The organism is Pseudomonas svalbardensis (assembly GCF_030053115.1).
GTDB lineage: Bacteria > Pseudomonadota > Gammaproteobacteria > Pseudomonadales > Pseudomonadaceae > Aquipseudomonas > Aquipseudomonas svalbardensis.
On the sequence record NZ_CP125619.1, the window covers coordinates 5,817,673 to 5,844,216 of the forward strand.

Annotated in this window: 19 protein-coding genes; 13 read left to right on the forward strand and 6 right to left on the reverse strand. The window is 59.7% G+C overall.

Annotated elements, in window-relative coordinates; all coding sequences use genetic code 11:
- Positions 1-462: 462 nt before the first annotated feature.
- Positions 463-1,839, reverse strand: coding sequence for an L-serine ammonia-lyase (locus tag QFX16_RS26960; protein ID WP_283181976.1), 1,377 nt, complete (start codon positions 1,837-1,839; stop codon positions 463-465).
- 435 nt (positions 1,840-2,274) lie between these two features.
- On the opposite strand from QFX16_RS26960, the gene QFX16_RS26965 reads away from it, so the two are divergent.
- The 3 genes from QFX16_RS26965 to choV all read left to right on the forward strand — a co-directional run bounded on the left by QFX16_RS26965 (position 2,275) and on the right by choV (position 5,309).
- Positions 2,275-3,222 carry a choline ABC transporter substrate-binding protein gene (locus QFX16_RS26965; RefSeq protein WP_283181977.1) on the forward strand — a complete coding sequence of 316 codons (948 nt, stop codon included), beginning with the start codon at positions 2,275-2,277 and terminating at the stop codon, positions 3,220-3,222.
- 66 nt (positions 3,223-3,288) lie between these two features.
- Positions 3,289-4,134 carry a choline ABC transporter permease subunit gene (gene choW / locus QFX16_RS26970; RefSeq protein WP_282380591.1) on the forward strand — a complete coding sequence of 282 codons (846 nt, stop codon included), beginning with the start codon at positions 3,289-3,291 and terminating at the stop codon, positions 4,132-4,134.
- Positions 4,131-5,309, forward strand: coding sequence for a choline ABC transporter ATP-binding protein (choV, locus tag QFX16_RS26975; RefSeq protein WP_283181978.1), 1,179 nt, complete (start codon positions 4,131-4,133; stop codon positions 5,307-5,309). Before choW ends, choV begins: the two co-directional genes overlap by 4 nt.
- 216 nt (positions 5,310-5,525) lie before the next feature.
- On the opposite strand, the gene QFX16_RS26980 is transcribed toward choV, so the two are convergent.
- Positions 5,526-7,475: a BCCT family transporter gene (locus tag QFX16_RS26980; RefSeq protein WP_283184643.1), complete on the reverse strand. Its 1,950-nt coding sequence runs from the start codon at positions 7,473-7,475 to the stop codon at positions 5,526-5,528.
- 379 nt (positions 7,476-7,854) lie between these two features.
- Here QFX16_RS26980 and betI point away from each other — a divergent pair, with 379 nt between their 5' ends.
- The 9 genes from betI to yccS all read left to right on the forward strand — a co-directional run bounded on the left by betI (position 7,855) and on the right by yccS (position 21,812).
- Positions 7,855-8,448, forward strand: coding sequence for a transcriptional regulator BetI (gene betI / locus QFX16_RS26985; protein WP_283181979.1), 594 nt, complete (start codon positions 7,855-7,857; stop codon positions 8,446-8,448).
- Positions 8,449-8,556: 108 nt separating this feature from the next.
- Entirely contained in the window at positions 8,557-10,029 is a 1,473-nt protein-coding gene (gene betB / locus QFX16_RS26990; protein WP_283181980.1) for a betaine-aldehyde dehydrogenase, read from the forward strand.
- A gap of 152 nt (positions 10,030-10,181) precedes the next feature.
- Positions 10,182-11,885 (forward strand): choline dehydrogenase, encoded by a 1,704-nt coding sequence (betA, locus tag QFX16_RS26995; RefSeq protein WP_283181981.1) that lies wholly within the window; start codon positions 10,182-10,184, stop codon positions 11,883-11,885.
- Between the two features lie 272 nt (positions 11,886-12,157).
- On the forward strand, positions 12,158-13,600 hold the full coding sequence (locus QFX16_RS27000; protein ID WP_283181982.1) for a TldD/PmbA family protein: 1,443 nt from the start codon (positions 12,158-12,160) through the stop codon (positions 13,598-13,600).
- Positions 13,600-14,937 carry a TldD/PmbA family protein gene (locus tag QFX16_RS27005; RefSeq protein WP_283181983.1) on the forward strand — a complete coding sequence of 446 codons (1,338 nt, stop codon included), beginning with the start codon at positions 13,600-13,602 and terminating at the stop codon, positions 14,935-14,937. Before QFX16_RS27000 ends, QFX16_RS27005 begins: the two co-directional genes overlap by 1 nt.
- Positions 14,938-15,049: 112 nt before the next feature.
- Positions 15,050-16,477 carry a multidrug transporter subunit MdtD gene (mdtD, locus tag QFX16_RS27010; protein ID WP_283181984.1) on the forward strand — a complete coding sequence of 476 codons (1,428 nt, stop codon included), beginning with the start codon at positions 15,050-15,052 and terminating at the stop codon, positions 16,475-16,477.
- Positions 16,478-16,660: 183 nt separating this feature from the next.
- Entirely contained in the window at positions 16,661-18,046 is a 1,386-nt protein-coding gene (gene dbpA / locus QFX16_RS27015) for an ATP-dependent RNA helicase DbpA (RefSeq protein WP_283181985.1), read from the forward strand.
- Positions 18,047-18,205: 159 nt separating this feature from the next.
- Complete coding sequence (locus QFX16_RS27020) at positions 18,206-19,384, forward strand: BaiN/RdsA family NAD(P)/FAD-dependent oxidoreductase (protein WP_283181986.1); 1,179 nt, start codon at positions 18,206-18,208, stop codon at positions 19,382-19,384.
- 244 nt (positions 19,385-19,628) lie between these two features.
- On the forward strand, positions 19,629-21,812 hold the full coding sequence (gene yccS / locus QFX16_RS27025) for a YccS family putative transporter (RefSeq protein WP_283181987.1): 2,184 nt from the start codon (positions 19,629-19,631) through the stop codon (positions 21,810-21,812).
- Between the two features lie 15 nt (positions 21,813-21,827).
- Here the strand turns inward: yccS and QFX16_RS27030 are convergent, their stop codons facing one another.
- Positions 21,828-22,565, reverse strand: a complete 738-nt coding sequence (locus QFX16_RS27030; RefSeq protein WP_283181988.1) for a substrate-binding periplasmic protein — start codon at positions 22,563-22,565, stop codon at positions 21,828-21,830.
- Positions 22,566-22,822: 257 nt separating this feature from the next.
- Between QFX16_RS27030 and QFX16_RS27035 the strand changes: the two genes are divergently transcribed.
- A complete protein-coding gene (locus tag QFX16_RS27035) occupies positions 22,823-23,275 on the forward strand; it encodes a GNAT family N-acetyltransferase (RefSeq protein ID WP_283181989.1) in 453 nt (150 codons plus the stop codon).
- 192 nt (positions 23,276-23,467) lie between these two features.
- Here QFX16_RS27035 and QFX16_RS27040 read toward each other — a convergent pair whose 3' ends face one another.
- From QFX16_RS27040 to QFX16_RS27050, 3 genes are read right to left on the reverse strand one after another with little or no spacing between them, the layout of a single operon-like run.
- Entirely contained in the window at positions 23,468-23,764 is a 297-nt protein-coding gene (locus QFX16_RS27040) for a winged helix-turn-helix domain-containing protein (RefSeq protein WP_123369167.1), read from the reverse strand.
- Positions 23,765-23,795: 31 nt separating this feature from the next.
- Positions 23,796-24,287 (reverse strand): M48 metallopeptidase family protein, encoded by a 492-nt coding sequence (locus QFX16_RS27045; RefSeq protein ID WP_008151965.1) that lies wholly within the window; start codon positions 24,285-24,287, stop codon positions 23,796-23,798.
- A 45-nt stretch (positions 24,288-24,332) separates the two neighbouring features.
- Positions 24,333-26,456: a putative bifunctional diguanylate cyclase/phosphodiesterase gene (locus QFX16_RS27050; RefSeq protein WP_283181990.1), complete on the reverse strand. Its 2,124-nt coding sequence runs from the start codon at positions 26,454-26,456 to the stop codon at positions 24,333-24,335.
- Between the last annotated feature and the right edge of the window lie 88 nt (positions 26,457-26,544).

Consider the following 26,544-nt stretch of genomic DNA (forward strand, 5'->3'; position numbering starts at 1 on the left):
TTGCCATCGTTCTCGCGTGGGAGACGGGCTTTGTAATGACAGAGCAAATGCCATGCCTAAAGTTGAATGACCGTTCAATAACTCCTGAAAACGACGTCGCGCCGCGTCTATATAAGCCGCGCCGCGAGTGGGGGTTATAAGTGCCATTAACGGAGGGAGGCGCTCTGCCCCGTTGGGCGTGAGCAAATCGGTAGCACTTGTGGGAACAGGGCTACAGCGACCTGGTGAAGAGTGTCACCGCAAGCACAGGTGACAGGCGGTAATGGCCAACCTGGATCCCGGATCTCGGGCAAGTCGCTTATCTGTAAGCGACGCGCCAAAACGTGGCGCGTTTTGAATCGGGTGTTCACTTTGCGCGCAGTTTTGACTGGTCTGACGCCTTCGCGAGCAAGCCCGCTCCCACAGGTGACCGAGCTCTCTCAGGGTAGTGCGGTCGAATGTGGGAGCAACTGTCTTACTGAATCAGCACTCAACCGCGCTAACCGCCAACCCACCGCGCGATGTCTCTTTATATTTGTCATGCATATCGGCGCCAGTATCACGCATCGTGCGGATCACCCGATCCAGCGAGATAAAGTGCTGACCGTCGCCACGCAGCGCCATCTGCGCCGCGTTGATCGCCTTCACCGCAGCAATGGCGTTGCGCTCGATGCACGGCACTTGCACCAGCCCGCCCACCGGGTCGCAGGTCAGGCCGAGGTTGTGTTCCAGACCGATTTCCGCCGCGTTGCACAGCTGCTCCGGTGTGGCGCCGAGGATCTCCGCCAACCCGGCCGCCGCCATGGCACAGGCCGAACCGACTTCGCCCTGGCAACCGACTTCGGCACCGGAAATCGAAGCGTTTTTCTTGCACAGAATCCCTACCGCCGCCGCACTGAGGAAATAGTCGACGACGTTGGCGTCAGTCACCACCTCGCTGAACTTCATAAAGTAGTGCAGCACCGCCGGAATGATCCCCGCCGCGCCATTGGTCGGTGCAGTCACCATGCGCCCGCCAGCGGCGTTTTCTTCGTTGACCGCCAGGGCGAACAGGTTGACCCACTCCATGGCACTTAATGTCGAACCGATGACATTGGGTTTACCCAATTCTTGCAGGCTGCGATGCAACTTGGCTGCGCGACGGCGCACATTCAGTCCGCCGGGCAAGATGCCTTCGTGCTTGAGGCCTTGTTCGACGCAATCCTGCATGGCGCGCCAGAGTGTCATCAGGCCAGCGCGGATTTCCTCTTCGCTGCGCCAGACCTTCTCGTTGGCCATCATCAACTCTGCAACGCGCAAGTTGTGCTGCTTGCAGAGGCTAAGCAGTTCGACGGCGCTGGAAAAATCGTACGGCAGCACGGTGCGGTCCAGATCGACCACGCCGCTGGAAGCCTGTGCCTCATCAACGACAAAACCGCCGCCGATGGAATAGTAGGTGTCGCGATGCAGCTCGCCGTCATCGCCTTCGACGATCAGCGTCATGGCGTTGGGGTGGAACGGCAGGTTCTCGTCGATCAGGCGCATGTCCCGGGCCCAGATGAACGGGACCGACAAACGACCGTCGAGCAACAGCGTGTGGGTTTCGCGCAGGGTTTCGATGCGAATGCCGATTTGCGACGGATCGATCGCGTCCGGCCACTCACCCATCAGGCCCATGATCACCGCGTTGTCGCTGCCGTGACCGATGCCGGTGGCCGACAACGAACCATAGAGCTGAACTTCGACGCGCCGTACTTGTTCCAAAAGACCCTGCTCACGCAAACCTTGCACGAACAACGCCGCGGCGCGCATCGGTCCCACGGTGTGCGAACTGGAAGGGCCGATGCCGATTTTGAACAGGTCGAAAACACTGATAGCCATTACTGCCGAACTCCTGGATGTGCCAACTCCAGACGCCAAAGCGCCCAGTGACGGAGCTGCTACGCTCAAGCTGCAATCCGCCGAGATGGCCGCATCATCAGGCTTTTGTCATGTCGTTCGACGTCTCACACCGACGCACTCATGCCCACCAACGCCGCGAGCCATCAGCGCTACGTTTTCACGTTTTTTTTACGGTCAGAAGGAGCATAAAACGCTGAAAATAGCTGTAAGCGACGTCAGCGACACTGGATGCGACCATCCCTGTACTGGTTACGACGCACCCTGTAGGCGTCAGATTTTCACTGGTACATGATCGTATCGACTCGATTGCAAGGCGCCGTGGTAGAGATGTCTCCAAAACGCCATCCAACCGCAACCTATAAGTGCGGTGGTCCAGTCGGAACACTGCCAAAAAAAACACCAAGGAGTCCATCCATGAAAGGTTCCCCGTCGTTGTTGTTGGCCGCCATGCTGAGTCTGCCGTTTCTGGCTCAAGCCGCCGAACCGGCTCAATGCAGCACCGTAAACTTCTCCGATGTCGGCTGGACTGACATTACTGTCACCACCGCCACCACCAGCGTCGTCCTCGATGCCCTCGGCTACAAGACCAAAACCACGATGATTTCCGTACCGGTGACCTACAAGTCCCTGGCCGACGGCAAGAACATGGACGTATTTCTGGGTAACTGGATGCCGACCATGGAAAACGACATCAAGGCCTACCGCGATGCCGGCACCGTGGACACCCTGCGCGCCAACCTGGAAAACGCAAAATACACACTCGCCGTCCCGGAAGAGTTGTATAACAAAGGTCTTAAAGATTTCGCCGACATCGCCAAGTTCAAGAAAGAACTCGACGGCAAGATCTATGGCATCGAACCAGGCAACGACGGCAACCGCCTGATCCAGAGCATGATCGACAAGAACGCCTTCGGCTTGAAAGACGCCGGCTTCAAGGTGGTCGAGTCCAGCGAGGCAGGCATGCTCTCGCAAGTCGATCGCGCCCAGCGCCGCAACACCGCCGTGGTGTTCCTGGGCTGGGAACCACACCCGATGAACACGCGTTTCAAGATGAAGTACCTGACCGGCGGTGACGACTATTTCGGCCCGAACTTCGGCCAGGCAACCATCTACACCAACACCCGCAAGGGCTATGCGCAGGAATGCAGCAACGTCGGTCAGTTGCTGAAAAACCTGCAGTTCACGCTGGACATGGAAAGCACCCTGATGGGCAACGTCCTGGACGACAAAATGAAGCCTGACGCGGCCGCCAAGGCCTGGCTGAAAAAGAATCCACAGGTCCTCGATACCTGGCTCGCTGGCGTGACCACCATTGACGGTAAACCAGGCCTGGAGGCCGTGAAAGCCAAGCTCGCGCAGTAATCGCTTACGCCGGGCGATCCAGGTCGCCCGGGCTGTTAATTTCCTTGCATGCGGACGTTCACTACCATGCTGATTGATCAGAAAATACCTTTAGGCCAGTACATCGCGGGCTTCGTTGAATGGTTGACGCAACACGGCGCCAACACCTTCGACGCAATCGCCGTGTCGCTGGAAACGATGATCCACGGCGTGACTTTTGCGCTGACCTGGTTCAACCCGCTGGCATTGATCGGCCTCATCGCGCTACTGGCACACTTCATTCAACGAAAATGGGGCCTGACCGTTTTTGTCATCGCCTCCTTCCTGCTGATCCTCAATCTGGGGTACTGGCAGGAAACCATGGAAACCCTTGCCCAGGTGTTGTTCGCCACCCTGGTCTGCGTGGTCATCGGCGTGCCGTTGGGCATCGTCGCCGCGCATAAACCGATGTTTTACACACTGATGCGTCCGGTGCTCGATCTGATGCAGACCGTGCCGACCTTCGTGTACCTCATTCCTACCCTGACCCTCTTCGGTCTGGGTGTGGTCCCGGGCCTGATTTCTACGGTGGTGTTCGCGATTGCCGCACCTATCCGCCTGACTTACCTGGGTATCCGTGATGTTCCCGCAGAATTGATGGACGCCGGCAAAGCCTTCGGCTGCTCGCGCCGTCAACTGCTCGCACGCATCGAACTGCCCTACGCCATGCCAAGCATCGCGGCCGGTATCACCCAGTGCATCATGCTGTCGTTGTCGATGGTGGTGATCGCGGCACTGGTGGGCGCCGACGGCTTGGGCAAACCCGTGGTCAACGCACTGAACACTGCTGATATCGCCCTGGGCTTCGAAGCCGGCCTGGCGATCGTATTGCTGGCGATCATGCTCGACCGTATCTGCAAACAACCCGAAGCCAAAGTAGGGGGTGACGCATGAGCATTATTCGCTTCGAAGACGTCGACGTAATCTTCTCCAAAGACCCGCGCGAGGCCTTGAAACTCCTCGATCAGGGCATGACCCGCGACCAGATCCTGAAAAAGACCGGACAGATTGTCGGCGTCGAAAAGGCCAGCCTGGACGTCGAAAAGGGTGAAATCTGCGTGCTGATGGGCCTGTCCGGCTCCGGCAAGTCCAGCCTGCTGCGCTGCATCAACGGCCTCAACACCGTCAGCCGCGGCAAGCTGTTCGTCGAGCACGAAGGCAAGCAGATCGACATCGCTTCCTGCACCCCGGCGGAACTGAAAATGATGCGCACCAAGCGCATTGCGATGGTGTTCCAGAAGTTCGCCCTGATGCCTTGGCTGACCGTTCGCGAGAACATCAGCTTCGGTCTGGAAATGCAGGGTCGTCCGGAGAAGGAACGGAAAAAACTGGTCGATGAAAAACTTGAGCTGGTGGGCCTGACCCAGTGGCGCAACAAGAAGCCGGACGAGCTCTCCGGTGGTATGCAGCAACGTGTGGGCCTGGCCCGCGCGCTGGCGATGGATGCCGACATTCTGCTGATGGACGAACCGTTCTCGGCGCTCGATCCGCTGATCCGCCAGGGCCTGCAAGACGAACTGCTGGAACTGCAAAGCAAGCTGAACAAAACCATCGTGTTCGTGAGCCACGACCTCGATGAAGCCCTGAAGCTCGGCAGCCGTATCGCGATCATGAAAGACGGCCGGATCGTCCAGTACAGCAAGCCGGAAGAGATCGTGTTGAACCCTGCGGACGATTACGTGCGGACCTTCGTCGCCCACACCAATCCGCTGAACGTACTGTGCGGTCGCAGCCTGATGCGCACCCTGGACAACTGCAAACGCATCAACGGTTCGGTATGCCTCGATCCGGGCGGCGACTCCTGGCTGGACCTGGCCGAAGGCAACACCATCAAAGGCGCACGCCAGAACGGCGCGAGCCTGGACCTGCAGAACTGGATTCCCGGGCAAGCGGTTGAAGGGTTGGGTCGTCGTCCAACGTTGGTAGATTCGAACATCGGCATGCGCGATGCGCTGCAGATTCGTTATCAGACCGGTAATAAGCTGGTGCTGCACGACAACAACAAGGTTGTCGGGATTCTGGGTGACAGCGAGCTGTACCACGCACTGCTCGGCAAGAATCTGGGGTAAGGCAACACACACAAAAACGCCGCGAGAGGATCGCGGCGTTTTTGTTTACGGGATATCGGGGCAAACAGCTTTGCGGCTGATGGCCCCTTCGCGAGCAGGCTCGCTCCCACATTCGACCGCGTTGCTCTGGTAGAACTCAGTCACCTGTGGGAGCGAGCCTGCTCGCGAAGAACTCGACGCGGTGCTTCAGACTGAAACACCGCGTTCTATCAAGTTTTAGCTGTAAACCCGGCCAAGGAGCTGCCGATGGCTTTCAAACTGATCGAGCACGTCACGGGTGATCTGATCCTGAGTGAAGCCCATCAAGTCGTAGTCCTGACTGCCGTTGTGCAAGTACACCTCGGCGCGGTAGTAACGTGCGCGGGGTTCATCGGCGCTTTCAGCCGACACCGTCTCGCTCGCCGCGGCCAGGTAGCCGTCCAGGCTCACTTCGTAGACAAAAGGGTTGCCCTCTTCCATCTCGATCCGTACGCCCATGCAACGCTTCGACTTGCCCAGCAACGTTTGCACGTCCAGGCCTTGGGCACGCAATTGCACCGCCGCATCTTCCAGCGCCGGGCTGACTTGCTTGTCCATGAAACGCTGAACAATCGACTGGTTCGGCTGCAAGTCCAGCTGCGTCAAACGCTCGCTGAAACCACGACGACCGCGGGCTGCGAGCTCCGCTTGCTCCTGTTCGATCTGCACGTCCTGGCGCATCGCCTTGTGCAAGCCGAACATGAAGAACACCAGCACCACCGAGAACGGCAGCCCGGCCAGCACCACCATGGTTTGCATGGCTTCGAAGTTACCGGCGAACAGCAGGCCGATGGTCACCAGCGTGATCACCGCCGACCAGAAGATCCGCAGCCAGTGCGGGGCGTCTTCGTCGACGTTACCGCCCTTGCAGGAAAGGTTGGCCATCATCACCGCGCCGGAATCCGCCGGGGTCAGGAACAGCACGAAACCGACAAAGATCGACACGCCGATCACGATTTTCGACGCTGGGTAGTGCTCAAGCAGTTGGTAGATCGCCATCGACGGCTTTTCCAGCGCCGTCTTGCCGAGTTCCACCGCCCCATGGTTCATCACCAGGTCCAAGGCCGAGTTACCGAAGATCGACAACCACGCCAGCGTGAAACCCAGTGGAATCAGCAACACACCGGCTACCAGTTCACGCACCGTGCGACCACGGGAAATACGCGCGATGAACATACCCACGAATGGGGCCCAGGAAATCCACCAGGCCCAGTAGAACAGGGTCCAGAGGCCCAACCAGCGGTCGGACTTCTCGCTGTCGCCTTCATACACATAGAGGTCGAAGGTCTTCAGCACCACGCCGTTGAGGTAGTCGCCGATGTTTTGCACGAAGCCGTTGAGCAAGTGCAGGGTCGGGCCGAACAACAGCACAAAAATCAGCAGGCCGCTGAACAACACGATGTTCAGGTTGGACAGACGGCGGATGCCGTTTTCCACACCCGACACCGCCGCGATGGTCGCCACGGTGCTCATCACGATGATCACGATCATCAGGTTGGTGTTGCTGTGTTCCATGCCGAACAGGTTTTCAAGCCCCGACGACACTTGCAACGAACCAATCCCCAGGTTCGTCACCAGACCCAGCAGGGTCACGAACATGCCGAAGCCGTCCACCGCATGACCGGCCGCGCCTTTGACCCAGCGCTCGCCCACCAGCGGATACAGCGCCGAACGCAATGCCAGCGGCTGGTTATGACGGTAAGCAAAGTACGCCACGGCCAAGCCGACCAACGCGTAGATCGCCCAGCCATGCAGGCCCCAGTGCAAGAACGTCAGCTGCACAGCCTGACGGGCGGCCATGTTGCTGGCGGCCACGCCTTCCGGCGGATTGAAGTAGTGGTCCAGCGGCTCGGAAGCACCGAAGTACAGCAGCGAGATGCCAATACCCGACGAGAACAGCATCCCCGCCCAGGCGCCGTAGCTGAAGTCAGGCGTGTCGTCCTTGCTGCCCAGCTTGAGCTTGCCGTAGGACGAAAACGCCAGGCCAACCACGAAGACCAGATAAGCGGCGATCACCACCATGTAGTACCAGCCGAAGCTGCGGGACAACCAGGCCTGGGCAATACCAAGCAATCTGCCGGCCTCTTGCGGGGCGATGATCAGAATGGCGGTCAACAACAGGATCAACGCGGTAGAGGTGTAGAACACCCAACCGTTGACCGTCACCTTCTCGGGTGGGGTCTTTATTAGAGAGGCAGAACTCATGGCACAGATGCTCCAGGCAGTGCGAGAGAAGAACACAAGGCAACGCGTTACCCGACGAATCGGTTAGTTGGCAGCCGACCGGCGGGTGATATAAAGACAGCCCGAAAAAAGCCCGAAGCCCGGAAGCGCCAGTGCGCGGGGGTTTCGAGCGTTTTCAGACGTCGTTTTTCCGCCAACTACGTGTAGGAAAAACCTGTAGGCAGCGACGAATTGTCGCAGATCTTATTCTTTGTTGATTGAACGTTCAATCAAAACAAAATAGACTGGCCTTCAATCCGATAGACGTTTTACGTCCGCCGGAAGGCCTAAGGAGATGTGCAAGATGCCCAAGGTCGGTATGCAACCCATTCGCCGCCAGCAGTTGATCGAAGCCACATTGCAGGCGGTAGATCAGGTCGGAATGGGGGACGCCAGCATTGCGCTGATCGCCCGTTTGGCCGGTGTCTCGAATGGCATCATCAGTCACTATTTTCAGGACAAGAACGGCCTGATCGCTGCCACGGCGCAGTATCTGATGAGTGTCCTCAGCGAGAACGTCACCGCGCGTCGTCAGGCGCTGGAGGACAGCAGCCCACGGGCTCACCTCCAGGTGATTATCGAAGGCAACTTCGACGCCAGCCAGGTCAATGGCCCGGCAATGAAAACCTGGCTGGCCTTCTGGGCCACCAGCATGCACCACCCGTCTTTGCACAGGTTGCAGCGGATCAACGATCACCGTCTGTATTCCAACCTGTGCTGCCAGTTCCGCCGTGTATTGCCGCTCGAAGACGCGCGCAGTGCAGCCCGCGGTCTGGCAGCCCTTATCGACGGTTTGTGGTTGCGCGGTGCGCTGTCGGGAGATGCTTTCGACACCGGGCAAGCGCACCAGATCGCTTACGAATACATGGATTTCCAACTGGCCAAGCAGGTGAGTTAGAGCACACAGAACCGCTCAGCACCTGAACTGCCACTGACCAGCGTTGCCCAAGCTATAAGGCACGCCCGGTGGTTACCGCCAACCAACTTATGCTCTTGCGAGGACTATATGGCCCGTTTCGAACTGCAAAAACTCTACATCGATGGCGGCTACAGTGACGCCAGCAGCGACGCCACCTTCGAAGCCATCAACCCGGCTAACGGTGAAGTCCTCGCAACCGTACAACGTGCGACCCAGTCAGACGTTGAGCGCGCCGTCGTCAGCGCCGAAAAGGGCCAGAAAATCTGGGCCGCAATGACCGCCATGGAGCGTTCGCGCATCCTGCGTCGTGCCGTCGACATCCTGCGCGAGCGCAACGATGAACTGGCTGCCCTGGAAACCCTGGACACCGGCAAGTCGTTCTCCGAAACCAAGTACGTCGACATCGTCACCGGCGCTGACGTGCTGGAGTACTACGCAGGTCTGGTGCCGGCCATCGAAGGCGAGCAGATTCCGCTGCGCACCACTTCGTTCGTCTACACCCGTCGCGAGCCGCTGGGCGTCGTGGCCGGTATCGGCGCGTGGAACTACCCGATCCAGATCGCCTTGTGGAAATCCGCACCTGCCTTGGCGGCCGGTAACGCGATGATCTTCAAGCCAAGCGAAGTCACTTCCCTGACCACGCTGAAACTGGCCGAGATCTACACCGAAGCTGGCGTTCCGGCTGGCGTGTTCAACGTGCTGACCGGCAGCGGCCGTGAAGTCGGTACCTGGTTGACCGAGCACCCACGCATCGAAAAAATCTCCTTCACCGGCGGCACCGACACCGGCAAGAAGGTCATGGCCAGCGCTTCCGCCTCGTCGCTGAAAGACGTGACCATGGAACTGGGCGGCAAATCCCCGCTGATCATCTTCGACGACGCCGACCTCGATCGCGCCGCCGACACCGCGATGATGGCCAACTTCTACAGCTCCGGTCAGGTCTGCACCAACGGCACTCGCGTGTTCGTGCCAAGCCACCTGAAAGCCGCTTTCGAAGCCAAGATCGTTGAACGCGTTGCGCGCATCCGCGTCGGCAACCCGGAAGACGAGAACACCAACTTCGGTCCTCTGGTCAGCTTCGCCCACATGGAAAGCGTGCTGGGTTACATCGCCAAAGGTAAGGAAGAAGGCGCTCGCGTGCTGTGCGGCGGCAGCCGTCTGACCGAAGGCGAATTCGCCAAAGGCGCGTTCGTGGCACCGACCGTGTTCACCGACTGCACCGACGAGATGACCATCGTTCGCGAAGAAATCTTCGGCCCGGTGATGAGCATCCTGACCTACGAAACCGAAGAAGAAGTGATCCGTCGCGCCAACGACACCGACTTCGGCCTGGCGGCTGGCATCGTCACCAAAGACCTGAACCGCGCTCACCGCGTGATTCATCAACTGGAAGCCGGTATCTGCTGGATCAACGCCTGGGGCGAGTCCGACGCCAAGATGCCGGTCGGCGGCTACAAGCAGTCGGGCGTGGGCCGTGAGAACGGCATCAGCTCGCTGAACAACTTCACACGCATCAAATCGGTACAGGTCGAACTGGGCGATTACGCCTCGGTTTTCTAAGGCGGGGTTTGCTTCGCCTGAGAGGCCGTCATCGCGAGCAGGCTCGCTCCCACAGGTCATGCACTGTCCTTGTGGGAGCGAGCCTGCTCGCGAATCGAGTGCGAAGCACTCGCCTTGGCCAGACCTGACCAACTTCAAAGAGGGTGCATTTAATGTCCCAAGAATTCGATTACATCATCATCGGTGCCGGCTCGGCCGGTAACACCCTGGCGACCCGTCTGACTGAAGACGAAGGCGTCACCGTCCTGCTGCTCGAAGCAGGCGGCCCGGACTACCGTTTAGACTTCCGCACGCAAATGCCAGCCGCTTTGGCGTTCCCGCTGCAAGGTCGTCGCTATAACTGGGGCTACGAAACCGATCCAGAACCACACATGGACGGTCGCCGGATGGAATGCGGTCGCGGTAAGGGCCTGGGTGGTTCTTCGCTGATCAACGGCATGTGCTACATCCGCGGCAACGCGATGGACTACGACAACTGGGCCAAACTGCCAGGTCTGGAAGACTGGGATTACCTGAACTGCCTGCCGTATTTCCGCAAGGCTGAAACTCGGGACATCGGCGCGAACGACTACCACGGTAGCGACGGCCCGGTCAGCGTGACCACGCCGAAAGCCGGCAACAATCCGCTGTTCAACGCGATGGTTGAAGCCGGCGTGCAAGCCGGTTACCCGCGTACCGAAGACCTCAACGGTTATCAGCAGGAAGGTTTCGGCCCGATGGACCGCACCGTGACGCCGAACGGCCGTCGCGCCAGCACCGCTCGCGGTTACCTGGACATCGCCAAGAAGCGCTCGACCCTGACCATCGTCACCCATGCCCTGACCGACAAGATTCTGTTCGAAGGCAAGCGTGCAGTCGGCGTGCGTTACTTGATCGGCGCCGCTGAAGAGCGTGTTGAAGCCCGCGCCCGCAAAGAAGTGCTGCTGTGCTCTGGCGCCATCGCTTCGCCGCAGATTCTGCAACGCTCTGGCGTCGGCCCGGCCGAACTGCTGAACAAGCTCGACATCCCGGTGGTCCATGACCTGCCAGGCGTCGGCGAAAACCTGCAGGATCACCTCGAGCTGTACCTGCAATACGCCTGCACCCAACCGGTCTCGCTGTACCCGTCGCTGCTCTGGTACAACCAGCCGGCCATTGGTGCCGAGTGGCTGTTCAACGGCACCGGCATCGGCGCCAGCAACCAGTTCGAAGCCGGCGGTTTCATCCGTACCCGCGAAGAATTCGATTGGCCGAACATCCAGTACCACTTCCTGCCAGTTGCCATTAACTACAACGGCAGCAACGGTGTGAAAGAGCACGGTTTCCAGGCGCACATGGGTTCCATGCGTTCGCCGAGCCGTGGTCGGATTCAGGCCAAGTCGAAGGATCCGCGCCAGTACCCGAGCATCCTGTTCAACTACATGGCCACCGAGCAGGACTGGCAGGAATTCCGCGACGGCATCCGCCTGACCCGTGAAATCATGCAGCAGCCTGCACTGGACGCTTTCCGTGGCCGCGAGATCAGCCCGGGCATCGACGTGCAAACCGATGAGCAGTTGGACAAGTTCATCCGCGAACACGCCGAAACCGCGTTCCACCCGTCCTGCTCGTGCAAGATGGGCACCGACGAAATGGCGGTGGTTGACGCTGAAGGTCGTGTGCACGGCATGCAGAGCCTGCGTGTGGTTGATGCCTCGATCATGCCGATCATCACCACCGGCAACCTGAACGCGCCGACGATCATGATCGCCGAGAAAATCGCCGACAAGATCCGTGGTCGCAAGCCATTGCCGCGTAGCAAGGCTGCTTACTTCGTGGCCGGCGATGCGCCGGTGCGTGGCAAGCCGTTGCGGGATGTGAGCCTGACTGCTCAGTAAGACCGTTATACCGAGGCGCGGCCTTCGCGAGCAGGCTCGCTCCCACAGGGGATCTTCAGTGAACACAGATTCTGTGAACACCAAAGACCAAATGTGGGAGCGAGCCTGCTCGCGAAGGGGCCCTACGAAACACAGCACCTCTCCTGGTAATCACTTCCTACACCGCTCCGCGCTTGATCCTACCCCCAGCGCAGGCCTAATCTAGCGCCACGCAAACGTTTCCCCCCTCGCGACATCGATACACCGCCACTCCATACCAAGGAGGTTCCCGAATGTTCGATTTCCATCCCCAACTCAAGCAGCGTTTTGCTGCTTTGCGCACGGGCGCTGAATTCTTTTCGCTGCGTTATGTGCGCGAGTCCGGTCAGTACCTCTCGGTGCGCAAGAATGTCGCCGAACCTCCGAGCCTGAGCCGTGACGAAGGCGCGATGCTGACCGTTCGGGTCAACGGCGTCGAAGCCTACGCCGCGACCAATGACCTCTCCCAGTCCGGCCTGCAAGCCGCGCTGGAGCGAGCCGAGCAGCAAGCCCGCCGACTCAAGCCCCACGCCCTGCTCGACCTGCGCGAGCAAGCCGTTTCCAGCGACCGCGCCGATTACTTTTCGCCGAACCTCGACCAGCCCTTCCCGTCCCTGAGCGATTGCTACCAACTGCTCGGCGCCGAATCCGCATCCGTGCCCAAGGACGAGCGACTGGTGAACTGGCAGGTGAGCATCGGCATCACTAACGTCGAGCAGATTTACCTCAACAGCGCCGGCGCCGAACTGCGCCAGGCCCAGCGTTTCGTCTACCCGAGCGTGGACGTCACCGCCTACGACGGCAATGACAGCCAGACCCGTACCCTGGGCCGCGAAAATTTCGGCCAACAGGGCGGCTTCGATGTGATCAGCCGCTGCGGCCTGGTCGGTGCCGGCCCGAAAGTCGCTGATCAAGCGCTGCAATTGCTGCTGGCACCGAACACCCCGAAAGGCCCGCGTGACCTGCTGTTGATGCCGGACCAAATGATGCTGCAGATCCACGAGTCCATCGGCCACCCGCTGGAACTGGACCGCATCCTCGGGGACGAGCGCAATTACGCCGGTACCAGTTTCGTCAAGGCAGAAGACTTCGGCAGCCTGCAATACGGTTCCAAACTGCTCAACGTGACCTTCGACCCGGACATCCCCGAGCAGCTAGCCAGCTATGGCCATGACGACGACGGTACTGCCGCGAGCAAACAATTCCTGATTAAAGAAGGCTTGCTGCTGCGCCCATTGGGCGGCGCGCTATCGCAATTCCGTGCCGGCATGGACGGCGTTGCCAACAGCCGTGCCTGCGGCTGGAACCGCCCACCGATCGACCGTATGGCCAACCTGAACATCGAGCCCGGTGATCAACCGCTGGAACAGCTGATCGGTAACATCGAGCACGGGATTTTGATGAGTACCAACCGCTCGTGGTCCATCGACGATGCGCGCAACAAATTCCAGTTCGGTTGCGAATGGGCTCAGTTGATCGAAAACGGCGAACTCAAAGGCGTGGTGAAGAACCCCAACTACCGGGCGATTTCCGCTCAGTTCTGGAAAAGCCTCAGCGCCGTCGGCGATGCGAACACCGTCAAGGTCCTGGGCACACCGAACTGCGGCAAGGGCGAACCGAACCAGGTGATCCGCGTCGGCCATGCGTCACCGGCCTGTGTGTTCAGCAACGTTGATGTGTTTGGGGGGGATGCCTGATGAGTACTTCAAAAAGTCAGGCCGATGCGTTCAAGGCCTTGGTCAACTGGCTGCGCGACGCGATTCGCGAGCCGGAACAGTTCACCCTCAGTTACGCCGCGGAATCGTCGGCCTTCGTGCGCTTCAACCACGCCAAGGTGCGTCAGGCCGGTCAGGTGCAGCAGGCGAGCGTCGGTTTCAAGTTGATCAAAGACGGTCGCCATGCCGACCTGAACATCACCCTTTCCGGTGATACTGAAGTCGATACTCAGCGCCTGGCCGAAGGTCTGCAACAGCTGCGCGAAACCTTGCCGTTGCTGCCGCAGGATCCCTACCTGCTGCTCAACCACAACGGCTGGCAGAGCAAGAATGTTCAAGATCATCCGCTGCCGGACACCGAGCAAGTGGTCGCTGAAATCACCCAGGCCGCCGAAGGGCTGGACCTGGTGGGTTTCTACGCCGCCGGCCCGATCAGTCGCGGCTTCGCCAGTTCTTCGGGCGCGTTCGGCTGGCATCAGGCCAACAGCTTCAACTTTGATTTCAGTCTGGTCCATGAAAACGGCCAAGCGGTTAAAGCCTGTTACGCCGGGCACGACTGGAAAAGCGAAGGTTTTGCCAAGCGCTTTGCGCAGGCGCGCGAGCAGTTGGCGTTTCTCGGCAGACCGCAACACACCCTGGCGCCGGGTCAGTACCGCGCCTATCTGGCACCGGCGGCCCTGGGAGAAATCATGGACATGCTGGGCTGGGGCGGTTTCTCGGCGCAGTCGATTGCCAGCAAAAACAGCCCGTTGCAGAAGCTTTATGCGGGCGACAGTGCGTTCAGCCCGTTGGTGTCCGTTGATGAAAAGGTCAGCGGTTCGTTGAGCCCGGCATTCTCCGGCGAAGGTTATCCGCGCAGCGATCTTGGGTTGATCGTCAACGGCAAGGCCGGCGCACAGATGGTCAGTTCACGCAGTGCGGCCGAGTACGGCCTGACCGCTAATGGCGCCAGCGGCGGTGAAATGCCAAGCGCAGTGAACATGGCGGCCGGTACGTTGCCTGACGCAGAGATTCTCAAGCAATTGGGCACGGGGCTTTACATCAGCAACCTGTGGTACCTGAACTACTCGGATCAGCCGGCGGCACGCCTGACCGGCATGACGCGGTTTGCGACCTTCTGGGTCGAGAACGGCGAGATTCAGGCGCCGGTGAGCACCATGCGGTTTGATGACAGTGCTTACAGTTTGCTGGGTTCGCAGCTGGAAGCGTTGACCGAGGAGCGCGAGCTGATGTTGTCGGCCAGTACCTACAGCCAGCGGGCCACAGCGTCGGCGTTGTTGCCGGGGGCACTGATCAGCAAACTCACGCTGACCCTGTAAAAAGCTTCGCGAGCAGGCTCGCTCCCACATGGACAGCGAACACCCTGTGGGAGCGAGCCTGCTCGCGAAGAGGTCACCACGGACTACCTGATTCTCACTGACAAGAGGTCCCATGCCCAACCGCCCGCCTCTCGACGCTGTCACCGCCCGCTGGGTGCCGTGGGTCGTCGCCATCGCGTTCTTCATGCAATCCCTTGACGGGACCATCCTCAACACCGCCCTGCCCGCCATGGCCCGAGACCTGGCCGAAGACCCGCTGCGCATGCAAGGGGTGATCATCGCCTACATGCTCACCGTCGCCTTGCTGATCCCTGCCTCGGGCTGGATTGCCGACCGTTTCGGCACCAGGAAAATCTTCTTCGGCGCGATCCTGCTGTTCAGCCTCGGCTCGTTGCTCTGCGCACTGTCGAGCACCCTGAGCCTGTTGATTGGTGCCCGAGTGATTCAAGGCCTGGGCGGTGCGCTGATGTTGCCGGTCGGGCGACTTGTGGTGTTGCGCGCCTACCCTCGCTCGGAACTGGTGCGGATCATGGGCTTCATCACCATTCCCGGATTGCTCGGCCCGTTGATCGGCCCGACCATGGGCGGCTGGATGGTGGAATACCTGACCTGGCACTGGATCTTCCTGATCAACCTGCCGGTGGGCGTCGTCGGTTGTTACGCGGTGTGGAAATTCATCCCCGACCTGCGCGGCACCGAACGCACCCGCTTCGATAGCCTGGGCTTTTTACTGTTCGGCGCAGCGATGGTGCTGATCACCATCGCCATGGAAGGTCTCGGCGAAATGCACCTGCCGCACTTGCGCGTGATGCTGCTGCTGTTCGCCGGCATGGCCTGTCTGGCGGCGTACTGGTTGCGGGCCGGGCACATCGAGAATCCGCTGTTCGCACCGTCGTTGTTCAAGACCCGGACGTTTGCCGTGGGCATCCTCGGCAACCTGTTCGCCCGACTGGGCAGCGGCGCCCTGCCGTTTCTCGTGCCGTTGCTGTTGCAAGTGGCGCTGGGTTACTCGCCGTCCCAGGCCGGGATGAGCATGTTGCCGCTGGCGGCGGCAGCGATGGTCGCCAAGTCGGTGGCGCGACCGCTGATCGAACGTTTGGGCTATCGCATGGTGCTGACCGGCAATACGTTGGCGCTGGGGCTAATGCTGGCGAGCATGGGCCTGGTCAGCGAGCAAACGCCGTACTGGCTGCTGTTGGTGATGCTATCGATTCTGGGGGCGATCAACTCCTTGCAGTTCACCGCAATGAACACCGTAACCCTGATCGACCTCGACGACGCCAGCGCCAGCAGCGGCAACAGCTTGCTGTCGGTGGTCGCGCAATTGTCCCTGAGCCTTGGCGTTGCCTGTGCCGGCGCCTTGCTCGGCGGGTTCACCGCAAAAGTTGGCAACGACGGCGTGAGCACGGTTTTGGGCGCGTTCCAGCTGACCTTTGTAACGGTCGGGATCATGGCGATGCTGGCTGCAACCATCTTCTCCCAGCTCTCACCAAAGGATGGCCGACGGGTGGTCAACCGCGAGCACGATATAGAGCACTGATCTGTAGCAGCTGCCGAGGCACGAGGCTGCGTTGCGTGTCCGCAGGACCGCCCCCCGGGGGCCGCTTCGCAGCCCAACGCAGCCTCGTGCCTCGACAGCTGCTACGACTATTCGTCCAGAATTTGCAGGTGAAGAGAGCGAGACTGGTACACTGCGCGACATTTTGTTTTGCAGGCCAGTCCCGTGACCACCATCGCCACCGCTTTTAATACTTTGCCGCTGTCCGCCGCCATGCTGGCTAACCTCGACTCCCTCGGTTATGCCCAGATGACGCCGATCCAGGCGCAAAGCTTGCCGGTGATCCTCAAGGGGATGGACCTGATCGCCCAAGCCAAGACCGGCAGCGGCAAGACCGCCGCCTTCGGTATCGGCCTGCTGAACCCGATCAATCCGCGCTTCTTCGGCTGCCAGGCGCTGGTCATTTGCCCGACGCGCGAACTGGCCGACCAGGTTGCCAAGGAAATCCGTCGCCTGGCCCGTTCCGAAGACAACATCAAGGTCCTGACCCTGTGTGGCGGCGTGTCCTTCGGCCCGCAGATCGGCTCTCTGGAACATGGCGCGCACATCATCGTCGGCACCCCGGGCCGCCTTCAGCAGCATTTGCGCAAAGGTTCGCTGGTGCTCCATGGCCTGAACACGCTGATCCTCGACGAAGCCGACCGCATGCTCGACATGGGTTTCTACGACTCCATCGAAGAAATCATTGCCCAGACCCCAGAGCGTCGCCAGACCCTGCTGTTCTCCGCCACGTACCCGACGGGTATCAAGCAGTTGGCGGCGAAATTCATGCGCACTCCTCAGATAGTGAAGGCCGAGGCGTTCCACGACGATACGCAGATCGAGCAGCGTTTCTACGAGATTTCCCCGGAAGAGCGCATGGACGCCGTGGTCAAAGTCCTCGCGCATCATCGTCCGGCGTCCACCGTGGCATTCTGCTTCACCAAGCAGCAGGTGCAGGAAACCGTCGATCACCTGACCTCCAAAGGCATCTCCGCCGTCGGCCTGCATGGCGATCTGGAACAGCGTGACCGTGACCAGGTACTGGCCATGTTCGCCAACCGCAGTACATCGGTGCTGGTTGCTACCGACGTCGCCGCGCGCGGTCTGGACATCGATGCGCTGGACATGGTGATCAACGTCGAACTGGCCCGTGATTCGGAAATCCACATCCACCGTGTTGGCCGTACCGGTCGTGCGGGTGAGAAAGGTATTGCGATCAGCCTGGTCGCACCGTCCGAAGCGCACCGCGCCCAAGCCATCGAGCTACTGCAGAATTCGCCGTTGAGCTGGGATCAGCTGGACAACCTCAAATCCCAGGGCGGCGCACCGCTGCTGCCGGTGATGAGCACATTGGTCATCGGCGCTGGCCGTAAAGACAAAGTGCGTCCGGGCGACATTCTTGGCGCATTGACTGGCGATGCGGGTATTCCGGGCGCTCAGGTTGGCAAGATCGCGATTTTCGACTTCCAGGCCTATGTGGCTGTGGAACGCGGGATCGCCAAGCAAGCCTTGCAGCGCCTGAATGATGGCAAGATCAAAGGCCGTTCGCTGCGCGTGCGTATCTTGTAAGAGATCTTCTGCCCAACGAAGATCCCCTGTGGGAGCGAGCTTGCTCGCGATGGCGGACTGTCAAACAACATCTATGTTGAATGTGCAGGCCTCATCGCGAGCAAGCTCGCTCCCACATTGGTTTCCCGGTGAATTTAATATTTGTGTGAGGACACCGTTTTGCGCTCTACCGAAGTCGTGATCATTGGCGCTGGCGCCGCAGGTTTGATGTGTGCGCTGACTGCCGCCGGGCGCGGGCGCAAGGTGATGTTGCTCGACCACGCCAACAAGGCCGGCAAGAAAATCCTGATGTCGGGCGGTGGCCGCTGTAATTTCACCAACATGTACACCGAACCGAGCAATTTCCTCTCGCAGAACGAACACTTCTGCAAATCCGCATTGGCGCGCTACACCCAGTGGGATTTCATCGGCATGGTCGCCAAGCACGGCGTGCCATATCACGAGAAAAAACTCGGCCAGCTGTTCTGCGATAACAAATCCAGCGACATCCTCGACATGCTGCTCAACGAGTGCGATCAGGTCGGCGTCAGCCTGCACCTGGACACCTCGATCCAGCACATCGAGAAAATGGAACGCGGCTACCTACTGCAAACCACCCTCGATCAGATCACCTGCGAATCGTTAGTGATCGCCACGGGCGGCTTGTCGATCCCGACGCTGGGCGCCAGTGGTTTCGGCTATCAGGTGGCCAAACAGTTCGGCCACGACTTGCTGCCGACACGCGCTGGGCTGGTGCCGTTCACCATTACCGATCAGCTCAAGGAGCTTTGCGCCGAACTGTCCGGTACGTCGGTGGATTGCCTGGTGAGCTGCAATGACCAGAGTTTCCGCGAGAACATCCTGTTCACCCACCGCGGCCTGAGTGGTCCAGCGATTTTGCAGATTTCTTCGTTCTGGGAATCCGGCGACACGGTAGAGATCAATCTGATGCCGGACCATGACGTGCCGACCTGGCTGCAACAACAGCAAGCCGAACGCCCGAACAGCGAGCTGAAAACCCTGCTGGGGGAAATCTTCACCAAGAAGATGGCCAACCTGCTGGCAGACAACTGGTTCGTCTCCAAACCGATGAAGCAGTACACCCACGCGGAAATTGCCGACATCGCCGAAAAACTGGCGAGCTGGAAAGTGGTTCCGGCCGGCACTGAAGGTTATCGCACCGCTGAAGTGACATTGGGCGGCGTCGATACCAACGAGGTGTCGTCCAAGACCATGGAATCGCTGAAAAGCCCCGGCCTGTACTTTATCGGCGAAGTGCTCGACGTGACCGGGCATCTGGGCGGCTTCAACTTCCAGTGGGCCTGGGCCTCGGGTTACGCCGCCGCGCAGTACGCCTGACTCAAGGGTGTACACAAATAAAATGTGGGAGCGGCGGTGCGACGATTCGACTTGCTCGCGAAGGCGGCTTTACAGTCAACATCAATGTTGAATGTGCCGGCCTCTTCGCGAGCAAGCCTTCTCCCACATTGACCGCGTTTGAAATCAAGGAACAGATTTTGCTGTCAGATGTGATCGGCGCCATTGTGTCGGCGTCATTACTGGCTCAATTTAGAATCATTGCCTCGGAAGGCCCTCGCACTTCATGTCATCGACCCCCTTTAGTCAGTCTCTGCGTCGCCTCTGGGCGCTGGATAAATTCAGCTACAGCGTGCGGGTGTTTATCGCCCTGACCGGTACCATGGCGTTGTGTTGGTATCAGGATGAAATGGGGCTGCTGATTCCGTTGTTCCTGGGGATCATCGCCAGCGCTCTGGCCGAGACCGACGACAGTTGGCAAGGCCGCCTAAACGCGCTGGCCGTGACGCTGGTGTGTTTTGCCGTCGCTGCGCTGTCCGTCGAACTGCTGTTCCCCTACCCCATCCTCTTTATCATCGCCTTTGCCCTGGCCGCGTTCTGCCTGACCATGCTCGGCGCCCTGGGCGAGCGATATGGCGCGATTGCCTCGGCGACGCTGATTCTATCGGTCTACACCATGATCGCCGTGGACCAGCGCGGCGGCGCGGTGACCGATTTCTGGCACGAGCCGGTGCTGCTGGTGGCCGGTGCTGCCTGGTACGGATTACTGTCGGTACTGTGGCAGGCGATGTTTTCCAACCAGCCGGTACAGCAGAGCCTGGCGCGGCTGTTCCGCGAACTGGGGTTTTACCTGAAGCTGAAATCGTCGCTGTTCGAACCGATCCGGCAGATGGACGTGGAAGCGCGTCGACTGAAACTGGCGCAGCAAAACGGCCGTGTCGTGGCAGCACTGAACGCCGCCAAGGAAATCATCCTGCACCGGGTCGGCAACGGTCGACCGGGCTCGAAAGTCAGCCGTTACCTGAAGCTGTACTTCCTCGCTCAGGACATCCACGAGCGCGCCAGTTCCTCGCACTACCCTTACAACGCCCTGGCCGACGCGTTCTTTCACAGCGACGTGATGTTCCGCTGCCAGCGCCTGCTGCGCCAGCAAGGCAAGGCCTGCCGGGCGCTGGCCGAGTCGATTCAGATGCGCCAGCCGTTCATCTATGACGCGAGCTTCGCCGAAGCCCTGAGTGACCTGCATGCCTCCCTCGAACATCTGCGCATCCAGAGCAACCCGGCCTGGCGCGGCTTGTTGCGTTCGTTGCGGGCACTGGCGGCCAATCTCGGCACGCTCGATCGTTTGCTCAGCGATGCCAGCAACCCCGATGCCCTGGCGGACGCCACCGACAGCAGCCTGCTCGACCGTTCGCCCCGTAGCCTCAAGGATGTGTGGATTCGGTTACGCACGCAGCTGACGCCGACGTCATTGCTGTTCCGTCACGCACTGCGTTTGCCCCTGGCCCTGAGCATCGGCTACGGGATGGTGCATTTGATCCACCCGTCTCAGGGTTACTGGATCATCCTCACCACGCTGTTTGTCTGCCAACCGAACTACGGCGCCACCCGCCGCAAACTCGGCCAGCGAATCATCGGCACCGCCATCGGCCTGACCGTGGCCTGGGCGCTGTTCGATCTGTTTCCGAATCCCTTGGTCCAGTCATGCTTTGCGATCGCCGCCGGTGTGGTGTTCTTTATCAACCGCACCACCCGCTACACCTTGGCGACGGCTGCGATCACCTTGATGGTGCTGTTCTGCTTCAACCAGGTCGGGGATGGTTACGGGCTGTTCCTGCCGCGGTTGTTCGATACCTTGCTCGGCAGCCTGATCGCCGGGCTGGCGGTGTTCCTGTTTCTGCCCGACTGGCAGGGCCGACGCCTGAATAAAGTGCTGGCCAACACCCTCACGTGCAACAGCATTTACCTGCGCCAGATCATGCAGCAATACGCCGCTGGCAAAAGCGACGACCTGGCTTATCGCCTGGCACGACGCAATGCGCACAACGCTGACGCGGCACTGTCGACGACGCTCGCCAACATGCTGATGGAACCGGGGCATTTCCGTAAGGAGGCGGATGTCGGATTCCGCTTCCTGGTGCTGTCGCACACCTTGCTCAGCTATTTATCCGGATTGGGCGCACACCGGGAAACCCAGCTACCGCCCGACGTGCGCGAGCATTTGATCGACGGTGCCGGCGTGAGACTGGCCGCCAGCATCGATGAAATTGCCCAAGGCCTGGCGAGCAAACTGCCGATTGCGATCCAAAGCGATGAGGAAGAGGCACTGGCCAATACGCTTGAACAGATGCCGGACGAAATCGATGAAGGCCAACGGCTGGTGCAGACGCAGTTGGCGTTGATATGCCGTCAACTTGGGCCACTGCGGACGCTGGCAGCGCACCTCATCAAGGAAACAGGCGAGGATTGAGCTCGGGACCGGCGCTTACAGTCCGTGTTGTTTCATCAACCGCTGATAACTGCCATCCACTTTCATCGCCGCGATCTCGCGGTCGAAACCGGCGACGATCTGTTCATGCCTGGGGTTCTTCAGGCTGACCAGGATGTGCAGGCTGTTCTCGCTCAATGGCTTGGGCAAAAACTCCACGGCATTGCGCACCTTGGTTGATTCCCGGGCCAGGAAGTAACGCGCGACGTATTCGTCTTCCAGCGTCAATTTGACCCGATCGGCGGCGACCATCCGCACCGCCATGGAGAAGCTGTGCACCGGGACTTTCTGCATCGATACGTCGTCATCGAACTCTGGCGAATAGGCATAACCGCGCACCACCGCTATCGGGTAGGTATGCAGTTGTTGCAGGTTGTTGTATTCGATCGGTGTGTCTTTGCGCTTGAGAAAGCGCACCCGGTTGAGCAGGTACTCGCCGGAAAACTGGCCAAGCTTCGTACGATCGTCGGTGTACCAGGCGTTGACCAACACGTCGTATCGACCCTCGCCAACCCCCTGCAAGGCCCGCGCCCAAGGCACTTGTTCAAAGTCACTGGCATAACCGGCCCGGGCCAGTGCTGTGCTGACGATGTCCGTGGCCAACCCACCGTTGACCAGCGTGGCGTCGGTAAAGGGCGGCCAGGCATCGGCCACCAATCGCAGCTTTTCCGCTGCCGCGCCTTGAGTCAGCAACAGCAACCCAATCAAAGCAAAGGCTCGATGCAATTGCGGCATGCTAGAAAATCCTTAGCGGGCGGGACGCCCGACATGTTTTCAGCCAAAACTCCAAGGCCCCCGTACTGCCAAACCCAGGTACTAACATTAGCTCATCGAAGCCACTGCACAGCGCTTCATCTCAGATTACACAAACAAGACAAGGCCGCGCGAAATGAATGATGGCATTTTGGCCTTTGTCACAGATTTCTCTGCCATACAGACATCTTTCGCCTGGGCGCTTAGTATCGGAGCGACGATGTTCAAGGAGTGTGAAGATGACAATCGATTGGGTTTGCAAACACCACAGCGATCTGGGCAAAGAGCAGCTGTACGCCATTCTGCAGCTACGTGCAGAGGTGTTTGTCGTTGAGCAGAAATGCGTCTATCAGGACGTCGATGGCCAGGATCTGGAAGGTGACACCTGCCATTTAATGGCTTGGGACGGGGATCGGCTGGTGGCGTACCTGCGGTTGCTCGACCCGGAGTTACAGGGCGGCGACGTGGTCATCGGGCGGGTGATCATTGCCCCTCAAGCGCGTGGCACCGGGCTTGGGCATGAGCTGATGGCGCAGGCGTTAAAGCAGGCTGAAAAGCGCTGGCCTGAAGTACCGATCTATCTCTCGGCCCAGGCGCATTTACAGGGGTATTACGGACGCTACGGGTTTGTGGTGGCGGGCGAGGAGTTTCTCGAGGATGACATTCCGCATATCGGGATGCGTCGGGCTTGAGTCTTGCGACAGACTCTGGAATCACCCCTCTCCCCAGCCGAGGGGGAAAGGGAGCCGATCTCCGTGCCTTTCAACACCTGAGTTCGACCTGGTATTTCAGGTCGCAGTACTTCGATCAAACAACTCGGTCAGTCCCCTCTACCCTTTGGGAGAGGGTTAGGGTGAGGGGTCGATCTAAAGCGAACCCAACAATCAGGGATACTCCAGCACCGCTTTGATCTGCCGAAGATTGCGCTCGATCCACCCCCGATCTATCGCCCCCCACTCGCGAATCCGATAACGCCCGGCATGATTGCGCGCACCGTCTTCCTGCTCGAACTCGCAAACAATGTCCAGATCCGCCAATGCCGCGATGGTGTCCTGAGCCGTGCGCCGGGGCATGCCGGTCACTTCGGTCAGCGCCGGGACGCTACTGGCCAACCCGCTATCAATCAGGTACGCCACGTACAACCGACGATAGAAGCTGCTCTTGGTCTTGCTTACATCCATCTAAACACTCCCGGTTGCGATATTTTGATCTCTATTGCATATCCCGCCACGTCAGGTACACCCGCACATCGAACTCCACCTGGTGATACCCCGGCAACATGTGTTCGCAAAGCTTGTAGAACGCCTTGTTGTGATCCGACTCTTTGAAGTGCGCCAGTTCATGCACCACGATCATTTTCAGAAACTCGGCAGGTGCATCCTTGAACAATGAAGCAACACGAATTTCTTTCTTGGCCTTGAGCTTGCCGCCCTGCACCCGGGATATCGCAGTGTGCAATCCGAGGGCGCGGTGGGTCAGGTCCAGGCGGTTGTCGAACAACACCTTATCGATGGCCGGGGCGTTACGCAGGTATTCCTGCTTGAGGTCCAGCGTATAGGTGTACAACGCCTTGTCGCTCTGCACCCGGTGTTTTTCCGGGTAACGCTGGCTCAGGTAGTCGCCCAGCCGACCGTCGGCGATCAACTGGCGCACTTGGTCCTGCAGCGCGGCGGGATAGGCCTGGAGGTATTTCAACGCGGTCATTGGGGCGGCAACACGATTCACGAAAAGGTCGCCAGTGTAGCGAATTCAGCCGGTCAGCGTGTTCCAGTCGAACGGCCTTACAAAGTCGCCGACGTCCTCGGCCATCATCGGCCGTGCGACCAGAAACCCTTGCACGTACTCGCAACCATTGGCTTGCAGCCATTGATATTGCGCAACGGTTTCCACCCCCTCGGCAATCACCAGCATCCCGTACTCCTTGCACAGCTCGATCACATTGCGCACCAGCGCGGCATCGCGTGAGGACTCCGGAAGCCGGGCAATCAAATGCCGGTCGAACTTGAGCGTGTCCAACTCCAGATCCCGCAGATGAGACAGCGAACACGGCCCGGAACCAAAGTCATCCAGGGCCACTCGCACACCCAGGTTACGCAGCAGGCGCAGCTGTTTGCGGGTTTCCTCGGGGTTTTGCATCAAGGCCTCTTCAGTGACCTCGACTTCCAGATGGCGCGCCTGCAAACCATGGCGCTCCAGTACCTGGCGCAACTCGGTGACCAGATTGGGCATGCCGAACTGCGTACTGCTCAAACTGACGCCCAGCACCAAGTCGTCGGCAAACAAGGTTTCCCAGGCTTTTCGCTGGCTCGCCACTTGTTGATAGATCCAACTGCCCAGGCGACTGATCAACCGCGCCTCTTCCAGCAATGGCAAAAACAGCCCCGGAGGTACATCGCCGACGCTCGGGTGCTGCCAGCGGATCAGCGCCTCGAACCCGCGAATCTGCCCACTGGCAATGGCCACCTGAGGTTGATACACCAAATTGAAATCACGGTTCTCGATGGCCGCGCGCACACTTTCTTCGAGCATCAGCCGTGAGCGCGCCCGGCCGTTCATTTCGTGATCGTAGAATCGATATTGCTGACGGCCGGCGCGCTTGGCTTCGTACATGGCGATGTCAGATGCGCGCAGCAGGCCGTCGAGATTGGAACCGCAATCCGGGTACGTCGCAATGCCGATGCTGGCGCCCAACGCGATATCCAGACCATCGATCTGCTGACAGATCGACACCCGCTCAATCAGCTTCTCGGCAATTTTTGCCGCTTGCTCGGGGAATTCCAGATCCAGCAAAGCGGTGAACTCATCACCGCCCATGCGCGCCAGAATGTCGAAGGGCCGCAGACAGGCCTTCAACTGCTCGGACACCCACCGCAACACCCGGTCGCCGGCATCGTGACCGAGGGAATCATTGACCCGTTTGAAGCCGTCGAGGTCCAAATACAGCAGCACCCAGGCGCTGTCGGAGCGGTCGCCACGCAACAGCAGGTTTTCCGCCGTCTGGTAAAAGCCACGACGATTGAGCAGCCCGGTCAATGGGTCAGTGACGGCCTGGAACTCCAGTTGCTGATGCAGATGGCGCACCACCGACATGTCCAGCACCGTCACCACCATCGCATGTTGCTCGCTGGGCAACGGGGCGCAGGACAGCGCCACGGGCACCTGCTGGCCGGGCGCCGTACGCAGCAATGCATCATGCAGGCGCAGGATTTCGCCGCGTTTGTAACCGGCGAACAACTCGGAGTCGGCCCAGATCGGGATGTGCGGATTTTGCAGGAAGTCCAGGAACTCTTTGCCTTGCAGGTCTTGCACCGTGGCATTGAGCAGCCGCGACATCGCCGGATTGGCAAAGCGGATCAGACCGTCCTCACCGACCACCAGGATGCCTTCGGCGGCATTGTCGAGCACCGAGGCATTAAACGCGCGTGCGACCTCCAGATCGTGGCTCAGGCGCTGCAGCGCACGGCGATTGCGCTGATGCTCGAGCAGCGCCTGGACTTTGGGCTTGAGAATTTGCGGGTCGAACGGTTTGAACAGGTAATCCACCGCACCGCTGGCATAGCCCTTGATTACGGCGTCCTGGGACTGCTCGTTGGCGGTAAGGAAAATGATCGGCGTGAGGCGGGTTCGCTGGCTTCCGCGCATCAGGCGTGCCACTTCAAAACCGTCCATGCCCGGCATCTGCACATCCAGCAGCACCAGGTCGACATCGTGTTCGAGTAACAGACTGAGCGCCTCGAAGCCCGAGGCGGCGGTCATGACCTGCCAGTCCTGGCGCTGCAACAACGCGCGCATGCTGATCAGGTTTTCAGGGTAATCATCGACGATTAAAAGGATTGAGTTGCCTTCAGCTGGCGTGGGTTGCGCGCATTCCATGCTGCTTCTCTTATGCGGGACGTCAGGCCGGTTTTTCGTGAAAACCGGACAAATACTAAGCCTTCACTCTAGACCGGGTTCCGCTAAA